Below are 21,293 nucleotides of genomic sequence, written 5' to 3' on the forward strand. Positions count from 1 at the left end.
TCCATGACGCAAAACAACAGAATCACCAGAAATCGCAATCCGGCATTTCAGCCAGCGCAATAAAGCTGATCAAGTATTGAGCGATGGATGCTCGCGCAGGGCCTGCACGGCGAAATCGACAAAGCTGCGTACCCGCGCCGGCGCCTTGCGACCGCCCTGGTACACCACGTGGATCGGCAAGGGCGGCAGCTCGAAATCCGCCAACACGATCTGCAACTGGCCGGCAGCGACCTGATCGGCCACCTGATAGGACAGCACCCGGGTCAGGCCCAGCCCCAGGCAGGCGGCACTGATGGCGGCCTGGTTGGCGCTCACCAGCAGCCGCGGTTCCGGGCGCAGGCTCAGAGCGCGCCCGGCGTCGTTGAATTGCCAGTGGCGCGCCTGGCCGGTGGAGGATGGCGCAATCAGCGGAGCCTGGCGCAGGTCATCGGGGTGCTGGGGGCAACCATGGGCCGCCAGGAATCCGGGGGCTGCACAGACCACCCGGCGCACCTGGCCTACTCGGATGCTGTGCTGGCCGCTGTCCGGCAATTCGCCGATGCGCACCGCCACATCGATGCCTTCATCCACCATGTTCGCCACTCGGTCCACCAGCAAGGCGTTGATGCTGACCTGTGGATAACGTTGCAGGTAACGCACCAGCAGCGGGGTGACGAACAGATCGCCGAACAGCACCGGCGCAGTCAGGCTCAGTTGCCCCCGTGGCTGGGCGTGGATGCCGGCGGCCGAGGCCTCGGCATCCTGCACCTCGGCGAGAATGCGTCGGCAGTCCTCCAGATAACGTTGCCCGGCTTCGCTCAGGTGCACCTTGCGGGTGGTGCGTACCAGCAACTGGGTGCCGATGCGCTGTTCGAGGGCTGCCACGGCCCGGGTGACGCTGGCCGCCGACAGGTTAAGGCGCCGCGCAGCCGCGGCGAACCCCTGCTCCTGGGCGACACAGACGAACACCTGCATTTCCTGAAACCTGTCCATGTCTTATCTCACCTGGCAGCGCCCGCCCGACAGGCGCCCCGCACGCGCAGCATAATCCACGGCCACGACGTCAGGGAGCGCACCAGGTCTGCACCTCGTGCTTGTCGAATCCAGGGCAACGGTTGGTTTTGGCAATCAACCGGTAAGGTTGGTCTTGGGCGTAGGAAAAATAGAAGTAGTACTGCTGATCTTCACCGTATAGCCAATAGGAAGAGGAACCCTGGTTGATCAGGGTCGGTTCAAAGGTCCAGATGGACGATTCAGCAGGAATGAAATTGGTTCGGTCCATCAGCAGCAAGAGGCTGTTGGAGAGCACTGGGGTCAGGACTCCCAGGCCCAGGACAGCCACCATCAGAACGATCATCCATCCATGAATCAGGCGAAGTGTCATTGGTTTTCCATTAGCGCGCTAAAAAATTCCGGCCTGTGCACAAGTCGGGATTCGCCGGGGCGTCCACTGGCACTCGCAGTGGATTCGCAGAACCAAAACTGTCGCACAAAAATAACACTCTGATTTCAATTGTTTTTCGAAGATCCAACGCGGACAGGCGAGCAAGGACAAGGGTGCACCCCAGACGTTTGGTTCCTTCCCGCCGGCGGCGTGAAGCGCGAGTGGTCCCCTGTGACGACAGACTGCCTTTCAGCTCTTGCCGCGCCCCTGGTTACTCTTTGATAATCCGCCGCTCGGGCCACCCACTGGCCCCAGGGAAGATGCGTATCGCATCGCAGGCGGAGTCTCAGCATGGATGTACAGGCCGCAGCGCGGTTGGGCGACGACATCGCCCATGGATTCGGAGTTGCTGCCATGCTCGCCGGCGCGGTCGCAGGCGCTCTCATTGGCGCGGCCATCATTGCGGCGACCGCGGCAACAGGCGGCCTGGCGGTGGTGATCCTGGCGGGTTCGGTCGCCGCCGGTGGCCTGTCGATGTTCCAGCTGGTGAAGGGGCTGTCGACCATCTTCGATCTGCCCGAGCCAACCACCGGTGAACTCATAAGGGGCAGTCCCAACGTATTCGTCAACTTGCGCAATGCCATGCGTGCCGGCGAGGACGTGTCCAGTTCCTGTACCGGCTTTCCCGTGGCGCATCCCCCCTGGCCCTTCCCGGTCACCATCGCCGAAGGCAGCGCTACCGTGTACATCAACGGCAAGCCGGCGGCGCGACTGAGCAGTAAGATGACCTGCGGCGCGCATATCAAGTCGGGTAGCCCGAACACCTTCATCGGCGGTCCGACGCTGCAGGTGGAATTCGTGCTGGATATCGAGGGCTGGCTGCATACCGGCCTGGAGGCGCTGGGCCTGGTCGCCGCCGCCGGCGCGCTGGTGCTGGCCGCCATGGCCGGCCTCGCGGCCCTGCTGACCACCGTGGCGGTGGGGGCCGCGATCTATGGCGGCATGGAGTTGCTGGGCCAGCTCGGCGACCGGCTCGGCCCGGGCTACCGCGACCTGCTGCAAGGTATCGCCGGCCTGGCGCTGCTCGGCGCCGGGCCGAAAATGGCCAAGTTGAGCGCCGAACGCAATGCCGCGCGACTGGCCAACCAGTCGCAGGTGCTCGAGGTGCGCACGGCCGCCCAGGTCAACGAGGCGATGGTCGCCGAGGGCAACTTGCCGGCTTGGCTGGAAGGCACCCAGGTCAAGACCGAAATAGTGCCACCGGGAAGGCAATACCAGATGGTCGTCGCCAAGGGCCAGGCCGAAGCCATCATGCAGGGCAAGCCAGCCTTCGGAGGTTTCGCCGCCCCCGAGCCGATTCCCAGCCAGGCCTACGCTCGGGATAAACTGGTGATCCTCGATCGATTCAAGACAGACGTATCCCATGTGATCACCGTCGAAACCACCGCACCGCAAAAGATTCACAGTGGTATCACCGGCCCGCTGGAGAACTACAAGGGCGGCGTGCAGCAGGTGGAGTTCGTCGGTGACAGGAATCTGAAAATTGTCGGCACGCCTGGTGTGCTGCCTGTGGAGTGAAAGTTGTGATTAGTGATTTCGAGCGGATCCGCGAAGACGGCAAGGTCATCGACGAAAACATGACGGTGGACCAGATGATCGCCCTCGGGTGGTCTCCTTGCCGGGTCGTCGAGGCTCGCTGGCGCTGGCAGGAACAGCTCCTGAGCGTGGTCAACAGCCGCGGCCTGCTGGCGATCGTGGTGCCGGATCGGCAACACCTGGCCATCCTGTGGAACGATGACGATACGGGCGTGGCCGCAACCCTCTACGTGGTCTCCGGTGACCGCCAGCAACAGATCAGGATTGCCGACCAGTTACTGATCAATGGCCAGCTCGAGGCAGGTATCTACAGCTGGTTCGAACAGTTCCCGCAGGTTTCGCCCAGCATCTTTACCTGCATGTTCAGCCGTCAACGTGACCAGGCAATGTTCAGGGTGGATATCGACGCGTCGACTGGCGACATTGTTTCGATACAGCATTCGCGCTGAGCGCTGTTCAGCACCGCCACGCCTGAGCGACGAGCGCTGCAGGCAGGCAAAGGGAAATAACAAAGAGGGGAGCCCGGCTGGGCTCCCCTCTTGCTGTGTCAGCTTCGATGATCCAGGACCATCACTTGAGTGATAGTGAAGATTAAAGACTGTCTCGCCGGCCCAAGAAAATATCGCCCCGAATGCTGTCGCGGAATTGTTTCCTACTGATGCTGGCAGCGGCATGGCGCTGAGATGGGCTTGCCAATTTGGCAAACCATCACAGTAGAGAGAGGCCTGATATGCCCACTTTGAATCCTGCAATCACGCTGGTCGGCAACCTTGACCAATTCAACCATGATGGTTTCGAGATCGAAGCCATGAACTTCCTCTTCGATCGCCTTGATCGTGGCAACCTGACGGTGGATGGCGAGCCCCTGTACATTGGCAATCAAGCTGTCCATCACTACACCTGGCGCGACAAACAACGTAACCGCACCTGCTCAATGTTCTACACGTATGGCAATACCCCGAGCAGTCATCTTTCGGTTTATGGCCTGGGCAAACACGTTGGTGACAGCGACAAGGAATACGCGCTCTACACCTGGATCGACAAGAAAGAACAGCTGTACACCCTGGCCCCAACCCGCAGCGATTCACGCTTTCGCTCGCTGCTAGCGCCCAACTGAGTCGGCGCCATGTGAAGCAGCCCCCTGCAACAAGGCGCTCATCTGGAGCGCCTTGTTGCAAGAGCGAGCACCTGGGCGGTCACTGTGGATAACTCACTCCACGGTCACCGACTTGGCGAGGTTGCGCGGCTGGTCGACGTCGGTGCCCTTGAGCACGGCCACGTAGTAGGACAGCAGCTGCAGCGGGATGGTGTAGAGGATCGGCGAGAGGATGTCGTGGATGTGCGGCATCTGGATCACGTGGGTGCCTTCGCCATTGGTCATGCCGGCCTGCTCGTCGGCGAACACGATCAGCTCGCCGCCACGGGCGCGCACTTCCTGCAGGTTGGACTTGAGCTTTTCCAGCAGCTCGTTGTTCGGTGCCACGGTAACCACCGGCATGTCGTTATCCACAAGCGCCAGGGGGCCGTGCTTGAGCTCGCCGGCCGGATAGGCTTCGGCGTGGATGTAGGAAATCTCCTTGAGCTTGAGCGAGCCTTCCATCGCCACCGGGTACTGGGCACCACGGCCGAGGAACAGGGTGTGGTGCTTGTCGGCAAACAGCTCGGCCGTTTTTTCCACCACGCCATCCATGGCCAGGGCTTCGCCCAGGCGGATCGGCAGGCGACGCAGCTCTTCCACCAGCTCGGCTTCCACGCCGGCGGCCAGGGTGCCACGTACCTGGCCCAGGGACAGGGTCAGCAGCAGCAGGCCCACCAGTTGGGTGGTGAAGGCCTTGGTGGAGGCCACGCCGATCTCGCGACCGGCCTGGGTCAGCAAGGTCAGGTCCGATTCACGCACCAGGGAGCTGATGCCGACGTTGCAGATCGCCAGGCTGGCGAGGAAGCCCAGCTCCTTGGCATTGCGCAGAGCGGCCAAAGTGTCGGCGGTTTCGCCGGACTGGGAGATGGTCACGAACAGGGTGTCGGGCTGCACCACCACCTTGCGGTAGCGGAACTCGCTGGCCACTTCCACCTGGCAGGGGATGCCGGCCAGTTCTTCCAGCCAGTAACGGGCGACCATGCCGGCATGGTAGCTGGTGCCGCAGGCGACGATCTGCACATTGCGCACCTTGGCGAACAGCTCGGCGGCTTGCGGACCGAAGGCCTGGACCAGTACCTGGTTGGCACTCAGGCGGCCTTCCAGGGTGCGCTGCACCACGGATGGCTGCTCGTGGATTTCCTTGAGCATGAAGTGGCGGAACTCGCCCTTCTCTGCCGCTTCGGCGCCATCGCGGTACTGCACCGCTTCGCGTTCCACGGCCTTGCCGTTGATGTCCCAGATCTGCACGCTGTCGCGGCGGATTTCGGCGATATCACCTTCTTCCAGGTACATGAAGCGGTCAGTGACCTGGCGCAGGGCCAACTGGTCGGAGGCGAGGAAGTTTTCCCCCAGGCCCAGGCCGATCACCAGCGGGCTGCCGCTGCGGGCCGCAACCAGGCGGTCCGGCTGGCTGGCGCTGATCACGGCCAGGCCGTAGGCACCATGCAACTCCTCGACGGTGGCCTTGAGGGCCTTGGTGAGGTCTCCCAGGTCCTTGAGCTTGTGGTTCAGCAAGTGGGCGATGACTTCGGTGTCGGTGTCCGAAGTGAACTCGTAACCCAGGGCGCCGAGCTGCGCGCGCAAGGCTTCGTGGTTCTCGATGATGCCGTTGTGCACGATCGCCAGGTCGCCGGAGAAATGCGGGTGGGCATTACGTTCGCATGGCGCACCGTGGGTGGCCCAGCGGGTGTGGGCGATGCCCAGGCGGCCGACCAGCGGCTCACTGGCCAGGGCCTGCTCCAGTTCGCTGACCTTGCCCGGGCGCCGCATGCGCTCCAGCTTGCCGGCATTGGTATAGACCGCCACACCGGCGCTGTCGTAGCCGCGGTATTCGAGGCGCTTGAGGCCTTCCAGCAAAATGGCGGTGATATTGCGTTCAGCAACGGCGCCAACAATTCCACACATGGTTTCTCTCCTAGCTGACAGCCGCGCAAATCAGAGTTATGCCGCGGGCCTGGATCTGGTCGCGGACCTCTAAGGGCAGGCGATCATCGGTAATAAGGGTATGGACGCTGCTCCACGGCAGCTCCAGGTTGGGAATCTTGCGGCCGATCTTGTCGGATTCGACCATCACCACCACTTCACGGGCCACTTCGGCCATGACCCGGCTCAAACCCAGCAGTTCGTTGAAGGTGGTAGTGCCACGGGCCAGATCGATGCCATCGGCACCGATAAACAGCTGGTCGAAGTCGTATGAGCGTAGAACCTGCTCGGCCACCTGGCCCTGGAAGGACTCGGAATGCGGGTCCCAGGTGCCACCAGTCATCAACAGCACCGGCTCGTGCTCCAGCTCGCTCAGAGCGTTGGCCACATTCAGCGAGTTGGTCATGACCACCAGGCCAGGCTGCAGGCCCAGCTCGGGGATCATCGCGGCGGTGGTGCTGCCACTGTCGATGATGATCCGGGCATGCTCACGGATACGCTGCACCGCAGCGCGGGCAATGGCCTGCTTGTAGAGGGATACGGGCTGGCCAATATCGCTGACCAGTTCCTGGGGCATGGTGATCGCTCCACCGTAGCGGCGCAGCAGCAAGCCATTGCTCTCCAGGGCGGCCAGGTCCTTTCGAATCGTAACTTCAGAGGTTTCGAAACGCTTGGCCAACTCGTCGACACTCACTTCGCCCTGTTCATTGAGCAAGGCGAGGATGTTGTGGCGACGTTGAGGTGTGTTGCGTTTTGACATGATGGCTTTAAGTTTCGATTCGAAAGATAACGGAAGCAATAAAAACCCAAGATCGAAACTTCGTCAAGCGCACAGGTGAAAAAAATCGCCGGCAAGCCGGCTCCTACAGATGGGTGTAAGAGCCAGCTTGCCGGCGAACAGGGTTCCGCGGTTGTGGATAACCTCAGTCCTTCTTGATCTTCTCCGGCCGTTTCCAGCCGTCGATGTTCTTCTGCCGGGCGCGGCCGACCGCCAGTTGAGCCGGGGCCACATCCTGGGTGATGGTGGAACCGGCAGCCGTGGTGGCGCCGGAGGAGATATCCACAGGTGCTACCAACGAGTTGTTGGAGCCGATGAACACGTCTTCGCCCATGATCGTCTTGTGCTTGTTCACCCCATCGTAGTTGCAGGTGATGGTGCCGGCGCCAATGTTGGTGCGCGCACCGATCACCGCGTCGCCCAGGTAGGTCAGGTGGCCGGCCTTGGCACCCTGGCCCAGGTGGGCATTCTTCAGTTCGACGAAGTTACCCACATGAGCCCTGGCTTCCAGCACGGTACCGGGACGCAGCCGGGCGAACGGACCGGCATCGCTGCCCTCGCCCATCACCGCGCCATCGAGGTGGCTGTTGGCCTTGATCACCGCGCCCTTGCGCAGGGTGCTGTCCTTGATCACGCAGTTGGGACCGATTACCACGTCGTCCTCGATCACTACCCGGCCTTCGAGAATCACGTTGATGTCGATCAGCACGTCGCGGCCCACCGTGACTTCGCCGCGTACGTCGAAGCGTGCCGGGTCGCGCAAGGTCACGCCCTGGGCCATCAACCGGCGGCCGGCCCGCAGCTGGTAGTGCCGCTCCAGCTCGGCCAGTTGCTTGCGGTCGTTGGCGCCCTGCACTTCCATGGCGTCGTGGGGCTGCTCGGTGGCGACGATCAGGCCGTCGCTGACCGCCATGGCGATCACGTCGGTGAGGTAGTACTCGCCCTGGGCGTTGTTGTTGGACAGCCGGCCGGTCCAGTCGCCCAGGCGCTTGCCGGGCACTGCGAGAATGCCGGTGTTGCCTTCGGTGATGGCGCGAGTGGCTTCGTCAGCATCCTTCTGCTCGACGATGGCGACGACTTTGCCGTCGGCATCACGAACGATGCGCCCGTAGCCGGTAGGGTCGTCCAGCTCGACGGTAAGCAGGCCCAGTTGCTCCGGCCCCACCTGCTTGAGCAGGCGCTGCAGGGTCTCGACTTCGATCAGCGGCACGTCGCCGTAGAGGATCAGCACCGTGTCAGCAGTGATAAAAGGCACGGCCTGGGCCACCGCATGGCCGGTACCCAGTTGCTTGTCCTGCAGCACGAAATTCAGGTCGTCGGCGTCCAGCCGCTCGCGCACCGCATCGGCACCGTGGCCGATCACCACATGGATACGCTGTGGGTCGAGTTGCCGGGCGCTGTGGATAACATGCCCGAGCATGGAGTTGCCGGCGACCGGGTGAAGAACCTTGGGCAGCGCCGAACGCATGCGGGTGCCCTGGCCTGCGGCGAGGATAACGATTTCGAGAGACATGACTGGCTACCAATCCTGGAAGGTCAGACTGCGACCAAGAGGGGGGGTGAATGGCGGAAAATAAAAAGGGTAGCCGAGGCTACCCTTTTTAATCAATCACACAGAAAGCCTGCGACTTAGCCGCCGAACTTCTTGCGGATCTGCTGGACGGTACGCAGCTGAGCTGCGGCCTCGGCCAGACGTGCAGCAGCAGAACCGTAGTCGAAATCTGCGCCTTTTTCATTCAGGGCCTTCTCAGCAGCCTTGACGGCTTCCTGAGCGGAGGCTTCGTCCAGGTCGGCAGCACGTTGCACGGTGTCGGCAAGAACCTTGACCATGTTCGGCTGAACCTCGAGGAAACCACCGGAGATGTAGAACACCTCGGCTTCCCCGCCCTGCTTGATCAAGCGGATCGGACCTGGCTTCAGGTTGGTGATCAGCGGTGCGTGACCCAGAGCGATACCAAGATCACCCAGTTCACCGTGCGCAACCACCATCTCCACCAGACCGGAGAAGATTTCCCCTTCCGCGCTGACGATATCGCAATGGACTGTCATAGCCATCTGCTTGCCTCAACCTAAATTAGCGCCCGTTGCCGGGCGCCGGGATTACAGTTTCTTGGCTTTCTCGATCGCTTCGTCGATGCCGCCGACCATGTAGAACGCTTGTTCTGGCAGGTGGTCGTAGTCACCGTTGAGGATGCCTTTGAAGCCAGCGATGGTGTCTTTCAGGGAAACGTATTTGCCTGGAGAACCAGTGAAGACTTCAGCCACGAAGAACGGCTGCGACAAGAAGCGCTGGATCTTACGAGCGCGGGATACCAACTGCTTGTCGGTTTCCGACAGCTCGTCCATACCCAGGATCGCAATGATGTCCTTCAGCTCTTTGTAACGCTGCAGTACGTACTGAACGCCGCGAGCGGTCTCGTAGTGTTCGTTGCCGATCACGTTCGGGTCCAGCTGACGGGAGGTCGAGTCCAGTGGGTCTACCGCTGGGTAGATACCCAGGGAAGCGATGTCACGGGACAGAACGACGGTGGCGTCCAAGTGGGCGAAGGTGGTCGCTGGCGACGGGTCGGTCAAGTCGTCCGCAGGTACGTATACCGCTTGGATCGAGGTGATCGAGCCTTGCTTGGTCGAAGTGATACGTTCTTGCAGAACGCCCATCTCTTCAGCCAGGGTCGGCTGGTAGCCTACTGCGGAAGGCATACGGCCCAGCAGTGCGGATACTTCGGTACCGGCCAGGGTGTAACGGTAGATGTTGTCGACGAACAGCAGAACGTCGTTACCTTCGTCACGGAACTTCTCGGCCATGGTCAGGCCGGTCAGGGCTACGCGCAGACGGTTTCCCGGCGGCTCGTTCATCTGGCCGTAGACCAGTGCCACTTTGTCCAGAACGTTGGAGTCCTTCATCTCGTGGTAGAAGTCGTTACCCTCACGAGTACGCTCACCCACACCGGCGAACACGGAATAACCGCTGTGCTCGATGGCGATGTTACGGATCAGTTCCATCATGTTTACGGTCTTGCCTACACCGGCACCACCGAACAGACCGACTTTACCGCCCTTGGCGAACGGGCAAACCAGGTCAATTACCTTGATCCCGGTTTCCAGCAGGTCGTTGCCGCCTGCCTGTTCTGCGAAGGAAGGTGCTGGACGGTGGATGCCCCAACGCTCTTCTTCACCGATAGGACCGGCTTCGTCGATTGGGTTGCCCAGTACGTCCATGATCCGGCCCAGGGTCGCTTTACCGACCGGTACGGAGATGGCTGCGCCAGTGTTGTTGACGTCCAGACCGCGCTTCAAGCCTTCGGTGGAGCCCATCGCAATGGTACGCACCACGCCGTCGCCCAGCTGCTGCTGAACTTCCAGAGTGGTTTCGGCGCCTTGAACCTTCAAGGCGTCGTAGATGCTCGGTACGCTGTCGCGTGGAAATTCCACGTCGATAACGGCGCCGATGATTTGAACGATACGTCCGCTACTCATAGCTGGATCCTCTGAATATTTGAACCGTTAAACCGCGGCAGCGCCGCCGACGATTTCCGAGATCTCTTGGGTGATCGCAGCCTGACGCGCCTTGTTGTAGATCAGCTGCAAATCGCTGATCAAATCACCGGCGTTGTCGGTAGCGTTCTTCATTGCGATCATCCGCGCCGCTTGTTCAGCTGCGTTGTTCTCGACCACCGCCTGGTAGACCTGCGACTCCACGTAACGGACCATCAAGCCGTCCAGCAGCTCCTTGGCATCCGGTTCGTAGAGGTAGTCCCAGTGGTGCTTGAGTTCTTGATCCGGGGTTGCCTCCAGTGGAATCAACTGCTCCACGGTCGGCTGCTGGGTCATGGTGTTGATGAACTTGTTGGATACCACGGACAGGCGGTCAATCCGGCCTTCCAGGTACGCATCCAGCATCACCTTGACGCTGCCGATCAGATCATTGATCGACGGCTCTTCACCCAGATGGCTGATAGCTGCAACGACGTTACCGCCGAAGTTGCGGAAGAAGGCCGCACCCTTGCTACCGACCACACACAGATCGATCTCGACGCCTTGTTCGCGGTTTACCGCCATGTCCTTGACCAGGGCCTTGAACAGGTTGGTGTTCAAGCCACCACACAGACCACGGTCACTGCTCACCACAACGTAACCGACGCGCTTGATAGCACGGTCGATCATGAATGGGTGACGATATTCCGGGTTGGCGTTGGCCAGATGACCAATAACCTGGCGGATGCGCTCCGCATAAGGACGGCTAGCAGCCATGCGCATTTGTGCCTTGCGCATTTTGCTGACCGCCACTTTTTCCATGGCGCTGGTAATTTTTTGCGTGCTTTTGATGCTCGCAATCTTACTGCGAATCTCTTTTGCGCCTGCCATGTAACACCTATCAGGTTAGCAAGCGGGAGCCTTGCGGCTCCCGCTGCGGCTTACCAGGTTTGGGTGGCTTTGAACTTCTCGATACCGGCTTTCAGGCCAGCGTCGATTTCGTCATTGAAGTCACCCTTCACGTTGATCTTCGCCATCAGGTCGGCGTGATCGCGGTTGAAGTAAGCAATCATGGCCTGTTCGAAGCTACCAACTTTGGCAATCTCGACGTCCGTCAGGAAGCCACGTTCAGCGGCATACAGGGACAAGGACATGTCGGCGATGGACATCGGCGCATATTGCTTCTGCTTCATCAGCTCGGTAACGCGCTGACCATGCTCAAGTTGCTTACGGGTCGCTTCGTCCAGGTCAGAAGCGAACTGGGCGAATGCCGCCAGTTCACGGTACTGAGCCAGAGCGGTACGGATACCACCGGACAGCTTCTTGATGATCTTGGTCTGAGCGGCACCACCCACACGGGATACCGAAACACCGGCGTTCACAGCAGGACGGATCCCGGAGTTGAACATGGCCGATTCCAGGAAGATCTGACCGTCGGTGATGGAAATCACGTTGGTCGGAACGAACGCGGAAACGTCGCCAGCCTGGGTTTCGATGATCGGCAGAGCGGTCAGGGAACCGGTCTTGCCAGTCACTGCGCCGTTGGTGAACTTCTCTACGTACTCTTCGGAAACGCGGGATGCGCGCTCCAGCAGACGGGAGTGGAGATAGAACACGTCGCCTGGGTAAGCTTCACGGCCTGGTGGACGGCGCAGCAGCAGGGAAATCTGGCGGTAAGCCACTGCTTGCTTGGACAGATCGTCATAAACGATCAGCGCGTCTTCACCGCGGTCGCGGAAGTATTCGCCCATGGTGCAACCGGAGTACGGAGCCAGGAACTGCAGTGCTGCAGATTCCGAAGCGCTCGCTGCAACGATGATGGTGTTAGCCAGTGCACCGTTTTCTTCCAGCTTGCGAACCACGTTGGCGATGGTCGATTGCTTCTGACCGATAGCCACGTAGACGCAGAAAATGCCGCTGTCTTTCTGGTTGATGATCGCGTCGATCGCCAGAGCGGTCTTACCGATCTGACGGTCACCGATGATCAGCTCACGCTGGCCACGGCCGACTGGGATCATGGCATCGACAGCCTTGTAGCCAGTCTGTACAGGCTGGTCTACCGACTTACGCCAGATCACGCCTGGAGCAACTTTCTCGACCGCGTCGGTCTCGGTGTTGTTCAGCGGACCTTTGCCGTCAACTGGGTTACCCAGTGCGTCGACTACGCGACCCAGCAGTTCCTTACCAACCGGAACCTCCAGGATGCGGCCAGTGCACTTGGCGCTCATGCCTTCAGCCAGACTGGTGTACGCGCCCAATACAACGGCACCTACGGAGTCTTGCTCCAGGTTGAGGGCCATACCGTAGACGCCGCCCGGAAACTCGATCATCTCGCCGTACATAACGTCGGCCAGACCGTGAATCCGCACGATGCCGTCAGATACGCTGACGACAGTGCCTTCGTTACGGGCTTGGGAGGTCACATCGAGCTTTTCGATGCGGCCCTTGATAATTTCACTTATTTCGGAAGGATTGAGTTGCTGCATTGCTCTGCTGCCCCTTCAAACTCAAGATTTCAATGCTTCGGCAAGGTTCGCGAGTTTGCCGCGAATCGAGCCATCGATAACCAGGTCGCCGGCGCGGATTACGACGCCACCAATAAGGCTGGCATCCTCCGCAGCGTGCAGTCGCACTTCCCGGCCGAGCCGTGCACTGAGAACCTTGGCGAGTTTGTCTTGCTGTTCTTGGTTCAATGCGAACGCACTGGTCACATCCACATCCACCGATTTCTCTTGCTCGGCCTTGTACAGGTCGAACAGAGCGGAGATCTCCGGCAACAGCAGGAGACGGTCGTTTTCGGCGGCAACGTGAATGAAATTCTGTGCCTGTGCATCAAACTTGTCGCCACACACTTCGATAAAAGTGCTGGCCTTTTCTGCGCTCGTCAGTCGCGGGGCCTTAAGCACGCGCTGCATGGTGTCATCTTGTGACACCGCTGCAGCCAGGCCGAGCATGGCTGACCAAGAGGCCAGCTGCTGGTGGGCCTGAGCGTGCTCGAAGGCCGCCTTAGCGTAAGGTCGGGCCAACGTGGTCAGTTCTGCCATGATCGCCCTCGCTTAAATTTCAGCAGCCAGTTTGTTAACCAGCTCTGCGTGCGCGTTTTGATCGATTGTGGCACCCAGGATCTTCTCTGCGCCGTTGACTGCCAGGCTGCCCAGTTGGGCGCGCAGCGCGTCTTTGACGCCGTTCAGTTCCTGTTCGATCTCGGCCTGAGCCTGAGCCTTCACACGTTCAGCTTCGACACGAGCCTGTTCACGGGCTTCGTCGACGATCTGAGAACCGCGCTTCTTGGCTTGCTCAATGATTTCAGCTGCCTGAGCTTTAGCTTCGCGCAGTTGCTGACCCGCTTTATCTTGGGCCAGTTCCAGGTCACGAGCTGCTCGGCTGGCAGCGTCCAGTCCATCCGCGATCTTCTTTTGACGTTCGTGCAGAGCTGCAATGACCGGAGGCCAAATGAACTTCATGCAGAACAATACAAAAATTAAGAACGCAACGGACTGGCCAATCAGGGTTGCATTAATGTTCACGCCAACACCTCGCTCGTTCGTTGTCCGTCACACCAATCAACTCGAAGAATCGAGTGATTAGCCAGCGAGTTGACCAACGAAGGGGTTTGCGAAGGTGAAGAACAGAGCGATACCAACACCGATCATGGTTACGGCGTCGAGCAGACCGGCAACGATGAACATTTTAACTTGCAGCATTGGAACCATTTCTGGCTGACGCGCTGCGCCTTCCAGGAACTTGCCGCCCAGCAGGCCGAAACCAATTGCGGTACCCAGTGCGCCCAGGCCGATCAACAGTGCAACAGCGATAGCGGTTAGACCAACTACAGTTTCCATCTTTCCTCCCGACTTTTACGTCGTATGGTTTAGGTTTTTTAGATTAAAGCGGTAAAACAAATCGTTTCATTGACCCGAGACGGGCCCCCTCTCGCCGCAACGAGAGGGACATCAGACTAGTCGAGACTGGTCTTAATGGTTCTCTTCGTGCGCCATCGACAGGTAGACGATGGTCAGCATCATGAAGATAAAGGCCTGCAGGGTGATGATCAGGATGTGGAACACAGCCCACGCCCATTGCAGAACCACACCCATGCCGCTGAGCCACAGCAGGCCGCTGCCGAACATCACAGCGATCAGGATAAACACCAGTTCGCCGGCATACATGTTGCCGAACAGACGCAGTGCCAACGAGATCGGCTTGGCAACCAGGGTCACGAATTCAAGCAGGAAGTTCACCGGAATCAGCAGCGCCTGAACCAGGATGTTCTTGCTGCCGAACGGGTGCAGGGTCAGTTCGCCGATGAAGCCGCCGATGCCCTTGACCTTGATGCTGTAGAAAATGATCAACGCAAACACCGACAGGGCCATGCCCAGGGTGGCGTTCGGGTCAGTGGTGGATACGGCACGGAACGGAATGTGCTGGTCGCCGGAGATCAACATGGCCAATTGTGGAATCCAGTCCACCGGTACCAGGTCGATGGCGTTCATCAGGAACACCCAGACGAAAATGGTCAGTGCCAACGGTGCGATCACCGGGCTGCGGCCGTGGAAACTGTCCTTCACGCTGCCATCGACGAAGCCAACCATGACTTCAACGAAGTTCTGCAAAGCGCCCGGCACACCGGAAGTCGCCTTCTTGGCCGCCATGCGGAACAGAAGAATGAAGATCACACCCAGTGCGACAGACCAGCCGAGGGTATCGACGTGGAATGCCCAGAAGCCCATTTCCTTGGCTTCTGCTGCGGAGTGGGCAAAGCCCCAGCTCCCATTGGGTAGCTGACCGAAGGTCAGGTTCTGCAAGTGGTGCTGGATATAGCCCGAAGCGGTTGTTTCTGCTGACATGGTTGCCTCAAACGCCCTAAGGTCTCGAAAGTCTTGTTCTCATTAGCAGGGGAGCGAACCAGCTGACCAGTTGGGTCAGCACGAAGACGCCGAATACAGCCAGCGGCGCCAATGGCTTCACACCTGCAAACGTCAGTGCAAACAGCACCGCCGTCAAAATCAGTTTGCCCGCCTCACCGGCATAAAAAGACCGGACGATGGCTTGGGCCGCTCGGGCGCCGGAAAACCGAAATGCCCTGTGAGCGAAATACACATTGGGTAGCAAGGCTATCAGTCCTCCGCAAAGGCCTGAGTATCCGGCTACGACTCCACGCCATTGCCAGAGCGCCAGAGCGGCTATCAGTAAAATGATCAACTGAGCCAGTAAAACCGGAAAAACCGCCAAGCGATGAAACGGCAAGCGGTTTGGCGTGCGGGTTTCCATCGCTCTTGCTCCTCAAGGGTCGGCTGCCAGAATTCAATAACTTGGCATAATTTGTGCCGACAAAATGCGCGCAGAGTATAGGGGCGGTTCAGCCCCTATTCAACTGCCGGGTAGTGATTTCCGACTGCGCGCTACATAAGGAAATGTTTCAGCGGATGTGAGCGAGGACGCCTTGCAGCTCATCCAGGGAGTTGTAGCCGATCACCAGCTGACCTTTACCCTTCTTGCCGTGGCGGATCTGCACCGCAGAGCCCAGGCGCTCGGCCAGGCGCTGCTCGAGACGGGCGATATCCGGGTCTGGCTTGACCGGTTCAGCAGGTTCCTGTTTGCCGCTCAGCCACTGGCGAACCAGGGCCTCGGTCTGGCGCACGGTGAGGCCCCGTGCGACAACGTGTCGCGCCCCTTCAACCTGTTGATTTTCCGGCAATCCGAGCAATGCACGGGCATGACCCATTTCCAGGTCGCCGTGGGACAGCATGGTCTTGATCACCTCAGGCAAGGCGATCAGGCGCAGCAGGTTGGCCACGCTGACGCGGGACTTGCCCACGGCTTCGGCGACCTGTTGCTGAGTCAGCTGGAATTCCTGCTGCAGGCGCTGCAGGGCCACCGCCTCCTCGATGGGGTTGAGGTCTTCACGCTGGATGTTCTCGATCAGAGCCATGGCGATAGCGGTTTCATCCGGCACATCGCGGACCATCGCCGGGATGGTTTCCTGACCAGCCTGCTGGCTGGCGCGCCAGCGGCGCTCGCCGGCAATGATCTCGAAACGACCACCACCGATGGGCCGGACCACGATCGGCTGCATCACGCCCTGGCTCTTGATCGAATTCGCCAGTTCTTCCAGCGCTTGCGGGTCCATGTCCCGACGCGGCTGGTACTTGCCGCGCTGGATCAGGTCCAGGGGCAGGTGTTGCAGCTCACGCTGGTCGGCCTGCACCGCTTGTTCTTCCAGTGCGCTGACAGTCGGACCACTCAACAGTGCATCCAGTCCACGTCCGAGACCTCTTTTCTTGACGGCCATGGGGATTCCTTAAGTTGGCTGGGCGGCTGCGACGCGCGATTGTTTACGTTGCCGGCGAACCATCTCGCCCGCCAGGGCCAGGTAGGCCAGCGCGCCACGGGATTGTTTGTCGTACGCCAACGCCGGCATACCGTAGCTCGGCGCTTCGGCCAAACGGATGTTGCGCGGAATCACGGTGTCATACAGCTGATCGCCGAAGTGTTCCTTGAGCTGCGCGGAAACATCGTTCATCAGGCTCAGGCGCGGGTCGAACATGGTGCGCAGCAAGCCTTCGATCTTCAGCTCCGGGTTGAGCAGTTCGGCGATGCGCTTGATGTTATCCACAAGGTCGCTCAAACCTTCCAGCGCGTAGTACTCGCACTGCATGGGGATAATGACCCCATCGGCGGCGACCAGGGCGTTGAGGGTGAGCATCGACAGCGACGGCGGGCAGTCGATCAGGATGTAGTCGTAGTTTTCACGGATTGGCGCCAGGGCGCTGCGCAGACGGCTTTCCTTCATCTGCATTTCCAGCAGCACCACCTCCGCGGCCGTCAGGTCGCGGTTGGCCGGCAGCAACTGGTAACCGCCGTGCTCGGAGAAATGCATGGCCTGGGCCAGGTCGCACTCACCGATCAGCAGGTCATAGACCGAGTTTTCCAAACCGTGTTTATCCACACCGCTACCCATGGTGGCGTTGCCCTGTGGATCAAGATCGATCAACAGCACCCGGCGCTTGGTCGCTACCAGGGATGCTGCGAGGTTGATGCAGGTGGTGGTCTTGCCCACGCCACCTTTCTGGTTCGCTATCGCGAATACCTTAGCCATTCTTGCTTGTGTTCCCAATCATGCCGTGCGGCGCAGTATCAGCAGATGGCGTTGGCCTTGGCAACCGGGTACGGCCAAGGCGTGTTCGCTATCGAGGTGGAAGTCTGCCGGCAATGCTAACAGCTCATCCGAGGGATGGACGCCCTTCATTGCCAGCCAGCGTGTATCGCGGTCGCCCAGGTGGCGGGTCCAGCTGGTGAAGTTCTCCATGCTGCTGAACGCCCGGGAAATGATCCCGTTGAAAGGCTGCTCAGGGGTGAAGGCTTCGACCCGACTGTGGATAACTTGCAGGTTTTCGAGCTTGAGTTCGAGTTTGACCTGGGTCAGGAAGCGGGTTTTCTTGCCGTTGCTGTCCAGACAGGTGACTTGCGACTCGGGAAACAGGATCGCCAGCGGGATGCCGGGCATGCCGCCACCGCTGCCGACGTCCAGCCAGCGGCCGTTTTCGATGAACGACATCACGCTCAGGCTATCGAGCAGATGGCGGGAGACCATTTCATCGGGATCGCGCACCGCAGTGAGGTTGTAGGCCTTGTTCCACTTGATCAACAGGGCCAGGTAACCCAGCAGCAATTGGTGCTGGGTCGGGCTCAGCTCGACGCCGAGCTGGCGAGCGCCTGTGGATAACTCATCCGCGTGTTGTGGGGTGACCATAGAACTCAAGCGCTTTGCTCCAACTGACGGCCCGCGCCGCGTTTTTTCAAGTGAATCATCAACAGGGAGATCGCTGCCGGGGTCACACCGGGAATCCGCGAGGCCTGGCCCAGGGTTTCCGGGCGGGTCGCGCCGAGCTTGCTCTGGATTTCCTTCGACAGGCCGGAAATACCGCTGTAATCGATATCCACAGGCAATTTGGTGTCTTCACTGGCGCGCAGGCGAGCAATTTCGTCCTGCTGGCGATCGATGTAGCCGGCGTACTTGGTCTTGATCTCGACCTGTTCCGCGACCTGCGGATCTTCCGCACCATGCCCGGTCACTTCGACCAGACCAGCGTAGTCGATTTCCGGACGGCTCAGCAGGTTAAGCAGGTTGTACTCGTGAGTCAGCGGGGTGCCGAATTTCTGAGCGATCGCATCACCCTGCTCGGTACCCGGACGAACCCAGGTGGACTTCAAACGTTGTTCTTCCTGGGCAATGCCTTCGCGTTTCTTGCAGAAAGCGGCCCAGCGCACGTCATCCACCAGCCCCAGTTCGCGACCTTTTTCGGTCAGACGCAGGTCGGCGTTGTCTTCACGCAGGATCAAGCGGTATTCCGCCCGGGACGTGAACATCCGGTACGGTTCCTGGGTGCCCAGGGTAATCAGGTCATCCACCAGTACCCCGATATAGGCCTCGTCGCGACGCGGGCACCAGCTGTCTTTGCCCTGAGCACGCAGTGCCGCGTTGGCCCCGGCCAGCAAACCTTGGGCACCGGCTTCTTCATAGCCGGTGGTCCCATTGATCTGGCCTGCGAAGAACAGGCCACCGATGACTTTGGTTTCCAGGCTGTACTTCAAGTCCCGCGGGTCGAAGTAGTCGTACTCGATGGCATAGCCCGGGCGCACGATATGGGCGTTTTCCATGCCGCGAATCGACTGCACGATCTGCAATTGCACGTCGAATGGCAGGGAGGTGGATATCCCGTTCGGGTACAGCTCGTGGGTAGTCAGGCCTTCGGGCTCGATGAAGACCTGGTGGCTTTCCTTGTCGGCAAAGCGATGGATCTTGTCTTCGATCGACGGGCAGTAACGCGGGCCAATACCTTCGATCACCCCGGAGTACATCGGCGAACGGTCGAGGTTCGAAGCAATGATTTCGTGGGTGCGGGCGTTGGTGTGGGTAATCCAGCAACTGACTTGCGGTGGATGCTGCTCTTTCGACCCCAGGAACGACATCACGGGAATCGGGGTATCGCCAGGTTGCTCGGTCATTACCGAGAAATCCACAGAACGGCCATCAATACGCGGCGGTGTGCCGGTTTTCAGGCGGCCGACACGCAGAGGCAGTTCCCGAAGTCGTTGCGCCAGGGCAATCGAGGGCGGATCACCAGCACGACCGCCGGAGTAGTTCTGCATACCGATGTGGATAAGTCCGCCGAGGAAGGTACCGGTGGTCAACACCACGGATTCGGCGAAGAAACGTAGGCCCATCTGGGTCACAACACCACGGACCTGATCCTGTTCAACGATCAGGTCGTCAGCTGCCTGTTGAAATATCCACAGGTTGGGCTGGTTTTCCAGAATCTCGCGAACAGCTGCCTTATACAGAATGCGGTCGGCCTGGGCGCGGGTAGCGCGCACGGCTGGGCCTTTGCGGCTATTCAACACGCGAAACTGGATGCCGCCCTTATCAGTAGCCATGGCCATCGCGCCGCCCAGGGCATCGATTTCCTTGACCAGGTGGCTCTTGCCAATGCCGCCGATCGCGGGATTGCAGCTCATGGCACCGAGGGTTTCCACGTTATGCGTCAGCAACAGGGTTTTTGCCCCCATGCGTGCTGATGCAAGTGCTGCCTCGGTACCGGCATGACCGCCGCCGATGACGATCACTTCAAAACGGGAAGGGAAATCCACCACGCACCTCGTGCCTGCTTCAAGTAGGAGTAATTAGGAGTAGTTGTCGGGTTGGTTTTTGGACCAAGGCGGCAAGTATAGGGACTTCGACCTTTCTAAAGAACCCTTTGCACAAAATTTAACCAGCTGTGGATGACTGGCGGACAATAGAAATTAAAAGAGAGAGATTTATTAAAACCTTGTTTTTATGTTTATTCTTATACAGCACCCTATCTGTGGATAGATCGCTGTATCCCTTTATTTACAATGTGTACAGAGATTTTAAAGTCTGTGGTTAGGTGGCAATGAGGCCCTTGGATAACCGGTTTAAGCCTGTGGATGAATGGGGCTGTTATCCACAGGGGTGGTTTTCCTCAGTTTTGGAGCCCGGTTATCAACTGAGCTGAAGGGCAGTTATTCACAGGGCTTAATCCACAGAAAAACCTGCTTTCCACTGATAGACGCCCACAGCTACCCCCCTTCGCCCAGGGCAAAGAACGAAAATGGAAGCTGGATAACGCGAAAAGACAGGCCGCGAGCGCGACCTGCCGGTGGATAAATGCCCGTTCAGGCCAGGTCGCGAGGCCACAAACGTGGAAACAGCTCATGTTCCAGAGCGGCGCCGGCGGCCAACTGTTCGACCAGGCCGGGGAATTCCGGTGAGGTTCGCCATGGTCTCGGGGCATGGCGCATGTCTTCTCCGAGAAAACGCAGGGAAAATGCCCGCCGTCGTCTATTTCCGCCTACACCGCCGGCCCCATGCAGGGTCAGCATGTGGAAAAACACTGCGTCGCCGGGCTGCAGTTCCCAGCCCAGAATGTTCCATGCTGAACGATCGGCCTCGATGTCCGGAAGATCAGCCAGGCTGCCCTCGGGGAACCACCTGGCCTGGTTGTCGAGAAAGGTTCGCGGCATCAGCCAGGGCCCCAGGTGCGAGCCGGCAATGAACTCCAGGGTCGATTCCCGGGCCACCGGGTCCACCGGCATCCACATGCTGCAGTTCTGCCGGCCTTCGACGTTGTAGTACGGCTGGTCCTGGTGCCAGGGCGTGCGTTGCCGGGTATTGGGTTCCTTGACCAGCAGGTGGTCGTGATACAGGCGAGCCTGATCGCTGCCCATCAGTTGCGCAGCCACATGGCCAACCCGGCTCTGGAAGATGAACTGCCGATAGGCCGGGTTCTCTTGCCAGTTGCAGAAGTCCTCGAAGAACCAGCCAGGGTCGTCCGGACGGCTGGCGACCTTGGCCCGTTCGCTGGGAAACGCCAGGTTGTGCTCGATCCCCCGCTCCAGCAGGCCGACTTCATCGCTGCTGAACAGTTGGCGAATGCACACAGCGCCATCGCGCTGAAAGGCTTCAATGGTTGTAGGCGGCAACTCGAACGATCCCATGG

The 21,293-nt window shown here is 59.7% G+C and carries 22 protein-coding genes; 3 read left to right on the forward strand and 19 right to left on the reverse strand.

Annotation, left to right across the window (positions count from 1 at the left end):
- Positions 1-69 precede the first annotated feature (69 nt).
- Both PFLCHA0_RS30750 and PFLCHA0_RS30755 read right to left on the reverse strand, forming a co-directional pair.
- Positions 70-972 carry a LysR family transcriptional regulator gene (locus tag PFLCHA0_RS30750; RefSeq protein WP_011064372.1) on the reverse strand — a complete coding sequence of 301 codons (903 nt, stop codon included), beginning with the start codon at positions 970-972 and terminating at the stop codon, positions 70-72.
- Between the two features lie 70 nt (positions 973-1,042).
- Positions 1,043-1,363: a hypothetical protein gene (locus tag PFLCHA0_RS30755; protein ID WP_011064373.1), complete on the reverse strand. Its 321-nt coding sequence runs from the start codon at positions 1,361-1,363 to the stop codon at positions 1,043-1,045.
- Between the two features lie 351 nt (positions 1,364-1,714).
- On the opposite strand from PFLCHA0_RS30755, the gene PFLCHA0_RS32160 reads away from it, so the two are divergent.
- The 3 genes from PFLCHA0_RS32160 to PFLCHA0_RS30770 all read left to right on the forward strand — a co-directional run bounded on the left by PFLCHA0_RS32160 (position 1,715) and on the right by PFLCHA0_RS30770 (position 4,076).
- Positions 1,715-2,941: a PAAR domain-containing protein gene (locus PFLCHA0_RS32160; RefSeq protein ID WP_015637569.1), complete on the forward strand. Its 1,227-nt coding sequence runs from the start codon at positions 1,715-1,717 to the stop codon at positions 2,939-2,941.
- Between the two features lie 5 nt (positions 2,942-2,946).
- The gene (locus PFLCHA0_RS30765; protein ID WP_011064375.1) at positions 2,947-3,408 is read left to right on the forward strand and encodes a hypothetical protein; all 462 of its coding nucleotides are present in this window, start codon (positions 2,947-2,949) and stop codon (positions 3,406-3,408) included.
- A gap of 281 nt (positions 3,409-3,689) precedes the next feature.
- The gene (locus PFLCHA0_RS30770) at positions 3,690-4,076 is read left to right on the forward strand and encodes a hypothetical protein (RefSeq protein ID WP_015637570.1); all 387 of its coding nucleotides are present in this window, start codon (positions 3,690-3,692) and stop codon (positions 4,074-4,076) included.
- A 93-nt stretch (positions 4,077-4,169) separates the two neighbouring features.
- On the opposite strand, the gene glmS is transcribed toward PFLCHA0_RS30770, so the two are convergent.
- The 17 genes from glmS to PFLCHA0_RS30855 form a co-directional block, all read right to left on the reverse strand.
- Entirely contained in the window at positions 4,170-6,002 is a 1,833-nt protein-coding gene (gene glmS, locus PFLCHA0_RS30775; RefSeq protein ID WP_015637571.1) for a glutamine--fructose-6-phosphate transaminase (isomerizing), read from the reverse strand.
- Between the two features lie 10 nt (positions 6,003-6,012).
- Positions 6,013-6,783, reverse strand: coding sequence for a DeoR/GlpR family DNA-binding transcription regulator (locus PFLCHA0_RS30780; protein WP_169892547.1), 771 nt, complete (start codon positions 6,781-6,783; stop codon positions 6,013-6,015).
- 160 nt (positions 6,784-6,943) lie between these two features.
- On the reverse strand, positions 6,944-8,311 hold the full coding sequence (gene glmU / locus PFLCHA0_RS30785; RefSeq protein ID WP_015637572.1) for a bifunctional UDP-N-acetylglucosamine diphosphorylase/glucosamine-1-phosphate N-acetyltransferase GlmU: 1,368 nt from the start codon (positions 8,309-8,311) through the stop codon (positions 6,944-6,946).
- Between the two features lie 116 nt (positions 8,312-8,427).
- On the reverse strand, positions 8,428-8,853 hold the full coding sequence (locus PFLCHA0_RS30790) for a F0F1 ATP synthase subunit epsilon (RefSeq protein ID WP_011064380.1): 426 nt from the start codon (positions 8,851-8,853) through the stop codon (positions 8,428-8,430).
- 45 nt (positions 8,854-8,898) lie between these two features.
- A complete protein-coding gene (gene atpD / locus PFLCHA0_RS30795; RefSeq protein WP_011064381.1) occupies positions 8,899-10,275 on the reverse strand; it encodes a F0F1 ATP synthase subunit beta in 1,377 nt (458 codons plus the stop codon).
- A gap of 27 nt (positions 10,276-10,302) precedes the next feature.
- Positions 10,303-11,163 (reverse strand): F0F1 ATP synthase subunit gamma, encoded by an 861-nt coding sequence (gene atpG / locus PFLCHA0_RS30800; protein ID WP_011064382.1) that lies wholly within the window; start codon positions 11,161-11,163, stop codon positions 10,303-10,305.
- A gap of 50 nt (positions 11,164-11,213) precedes the next feature.
- The gene (gene atpA / locus PFLCHA0_RS30805; RefSeq protein WP_011064383.1) at positions 11,214-12,758 is read right to left on the reverse strand and encodes a F0F1 ATP synthase subunit alpha; all 1,545 of its coding nucleotides are present in this window, start codon (positions 12,756-12,758) and stop codon (positions 11,214-11,216) included.
- Between the two features lie 21 nt (positions 12,759-12,779).
- Positions 12,780-13,316 carry a F0F1 ATP synthase subunit delta gene (locus PFLCHA0_RS30810; protein ID WP_011064384.1) on the reverse strand — a complete coding sequence of 179 codons (537 nt, stop codon included), beginning with the start codon at positions 13,314-13,316 and terminating at the stop codon, positions 12,780-12,782.
- A gap of 12 nt (positions 13,317-13,328) precedes the next feature.
- Positions 13,329-13,799 (reverse strand): F0F1 ATP synthase subunit B, encoded by a 471-nt coding sequence (locus PFLCHA0_RS30815; protein WP_011064385.1) that lies wholly within the window; start codon positions 13,797-13,799, stop codon positions 13,329-13,331.
- Between the two features lie 57 nt (positions 13,800-13,856).
- Complete coding sequence (gene atpE, locus PFLCHA0_RS31530; protein ID WP_002555987.1) at positions 13,857-14,114, reverse strand: F0F1 ATP synthase subunit C; 258 nt, start codon at positions 14,112-14,114, stop codon at positions 13,857-13,859.
- A gap of 132 nt (positions 14,115-14,246) precedes the next feature.
- Positions 14,247-15,119, reverse strand: a complete 873-nt coding sequence (atpB, locus tag PFLCHA0_RS30825; protein WP_011064386.1) for a F0F1 ATP synthase subunit A — start codon at positions 15,117-15,119, stop codon at positions 14,247-14,249.
- 16 nt (positions 15,120-15,135) lie between these two features.
- Positions 15,136-15,543, reverse strand: coding sequence for a F0F1 ATP synthase subunit I (locus PFLCHA0_RS30830; protein ID WP_015637573.1), 408 nt, complete (start codon positions 15,541-15,543; stop codon positions 15,136-15,138).
- Positions 15,544-15,691: 148 nt separating this feature from the next.
- A complete protein-coding gene (locus tag PFLCHA0_RS30835) occupies positions 15,692-16,564 on the reverse strand; it encodes a ParB/RepB/Spo0J family partition protein (RefSeq protein WP_011064387.1) in 873 nt (290 codons plus the stop codon).
- 9 nt (positions 16,565-16,573) lie between these two features.
- Positions 16,574-17,371, reverse strand: a complete 798-nt coding sequence (locus PFLCHA0_RS30840; RefSeq protein WP_011064388.1) for a ParA family protein — start codon at positions 17,369-17,371, stop codon at positions 16,574-16,576.
- Positions 17,372-17,389: 18 nt separating this feature from the next.
- Positions 17,390-18,025 carry a 16S rRNA (guanine(527)-N(7))-methyltransferase RsmG gene (gene rsmG, locus PFLCHA0_RS30845; protein WP_015637574.1) on the reverse strand — a complete coding sequence of 212 codons (636 nt, stop codon included), beginning with the start codon at positions 18,023-18,025 and terminating at the stop codon, positions 17,390-17,392.
- 5 nt (positions 18,026-18,030) lie between these two features.
- Complete coding sequence (gene mnmG, locus PFLCHA0_RS30850; protein ID WP_015637575.1) at positions 18,031-19,923, reverse strand: tRNA uridine-5-carboxymethylaminomethyl(34) synthesis enzyme MnmG; 1,893 nt, start codon at positions 19,921-19,923, stop codon at positions 18,031-18,033.
- 546 nt (positions 19,924-20,469) lie between these two features.
- Complete coding sequence (locus PFLCHA0_RS30855; protein ID WP_015637576.1) at positions 20,470-21,291, reverse strand: phytanoyl-CoA dioxygenase family protein; 822 nt, start codon at positions 21,289-21,291, stop codon at positions 20,470-20,472.
- Between the last annotated feature and the right edge of the window lie 2 nt (positions 21,292-21,293).

Origin of the sequence: Pseudomonas protegens CHA0 (genome assembly GCF_000397205.1) — a bacterium.
In the GTDB taxonomy this organism is placed as follows: Bacteria; Pseudomonadota; Gammaproteobacteria; order Pseudomonadales; family Pseudomonadaceae; genus Aquipseudomonas; species Aquipseudomonas protegens.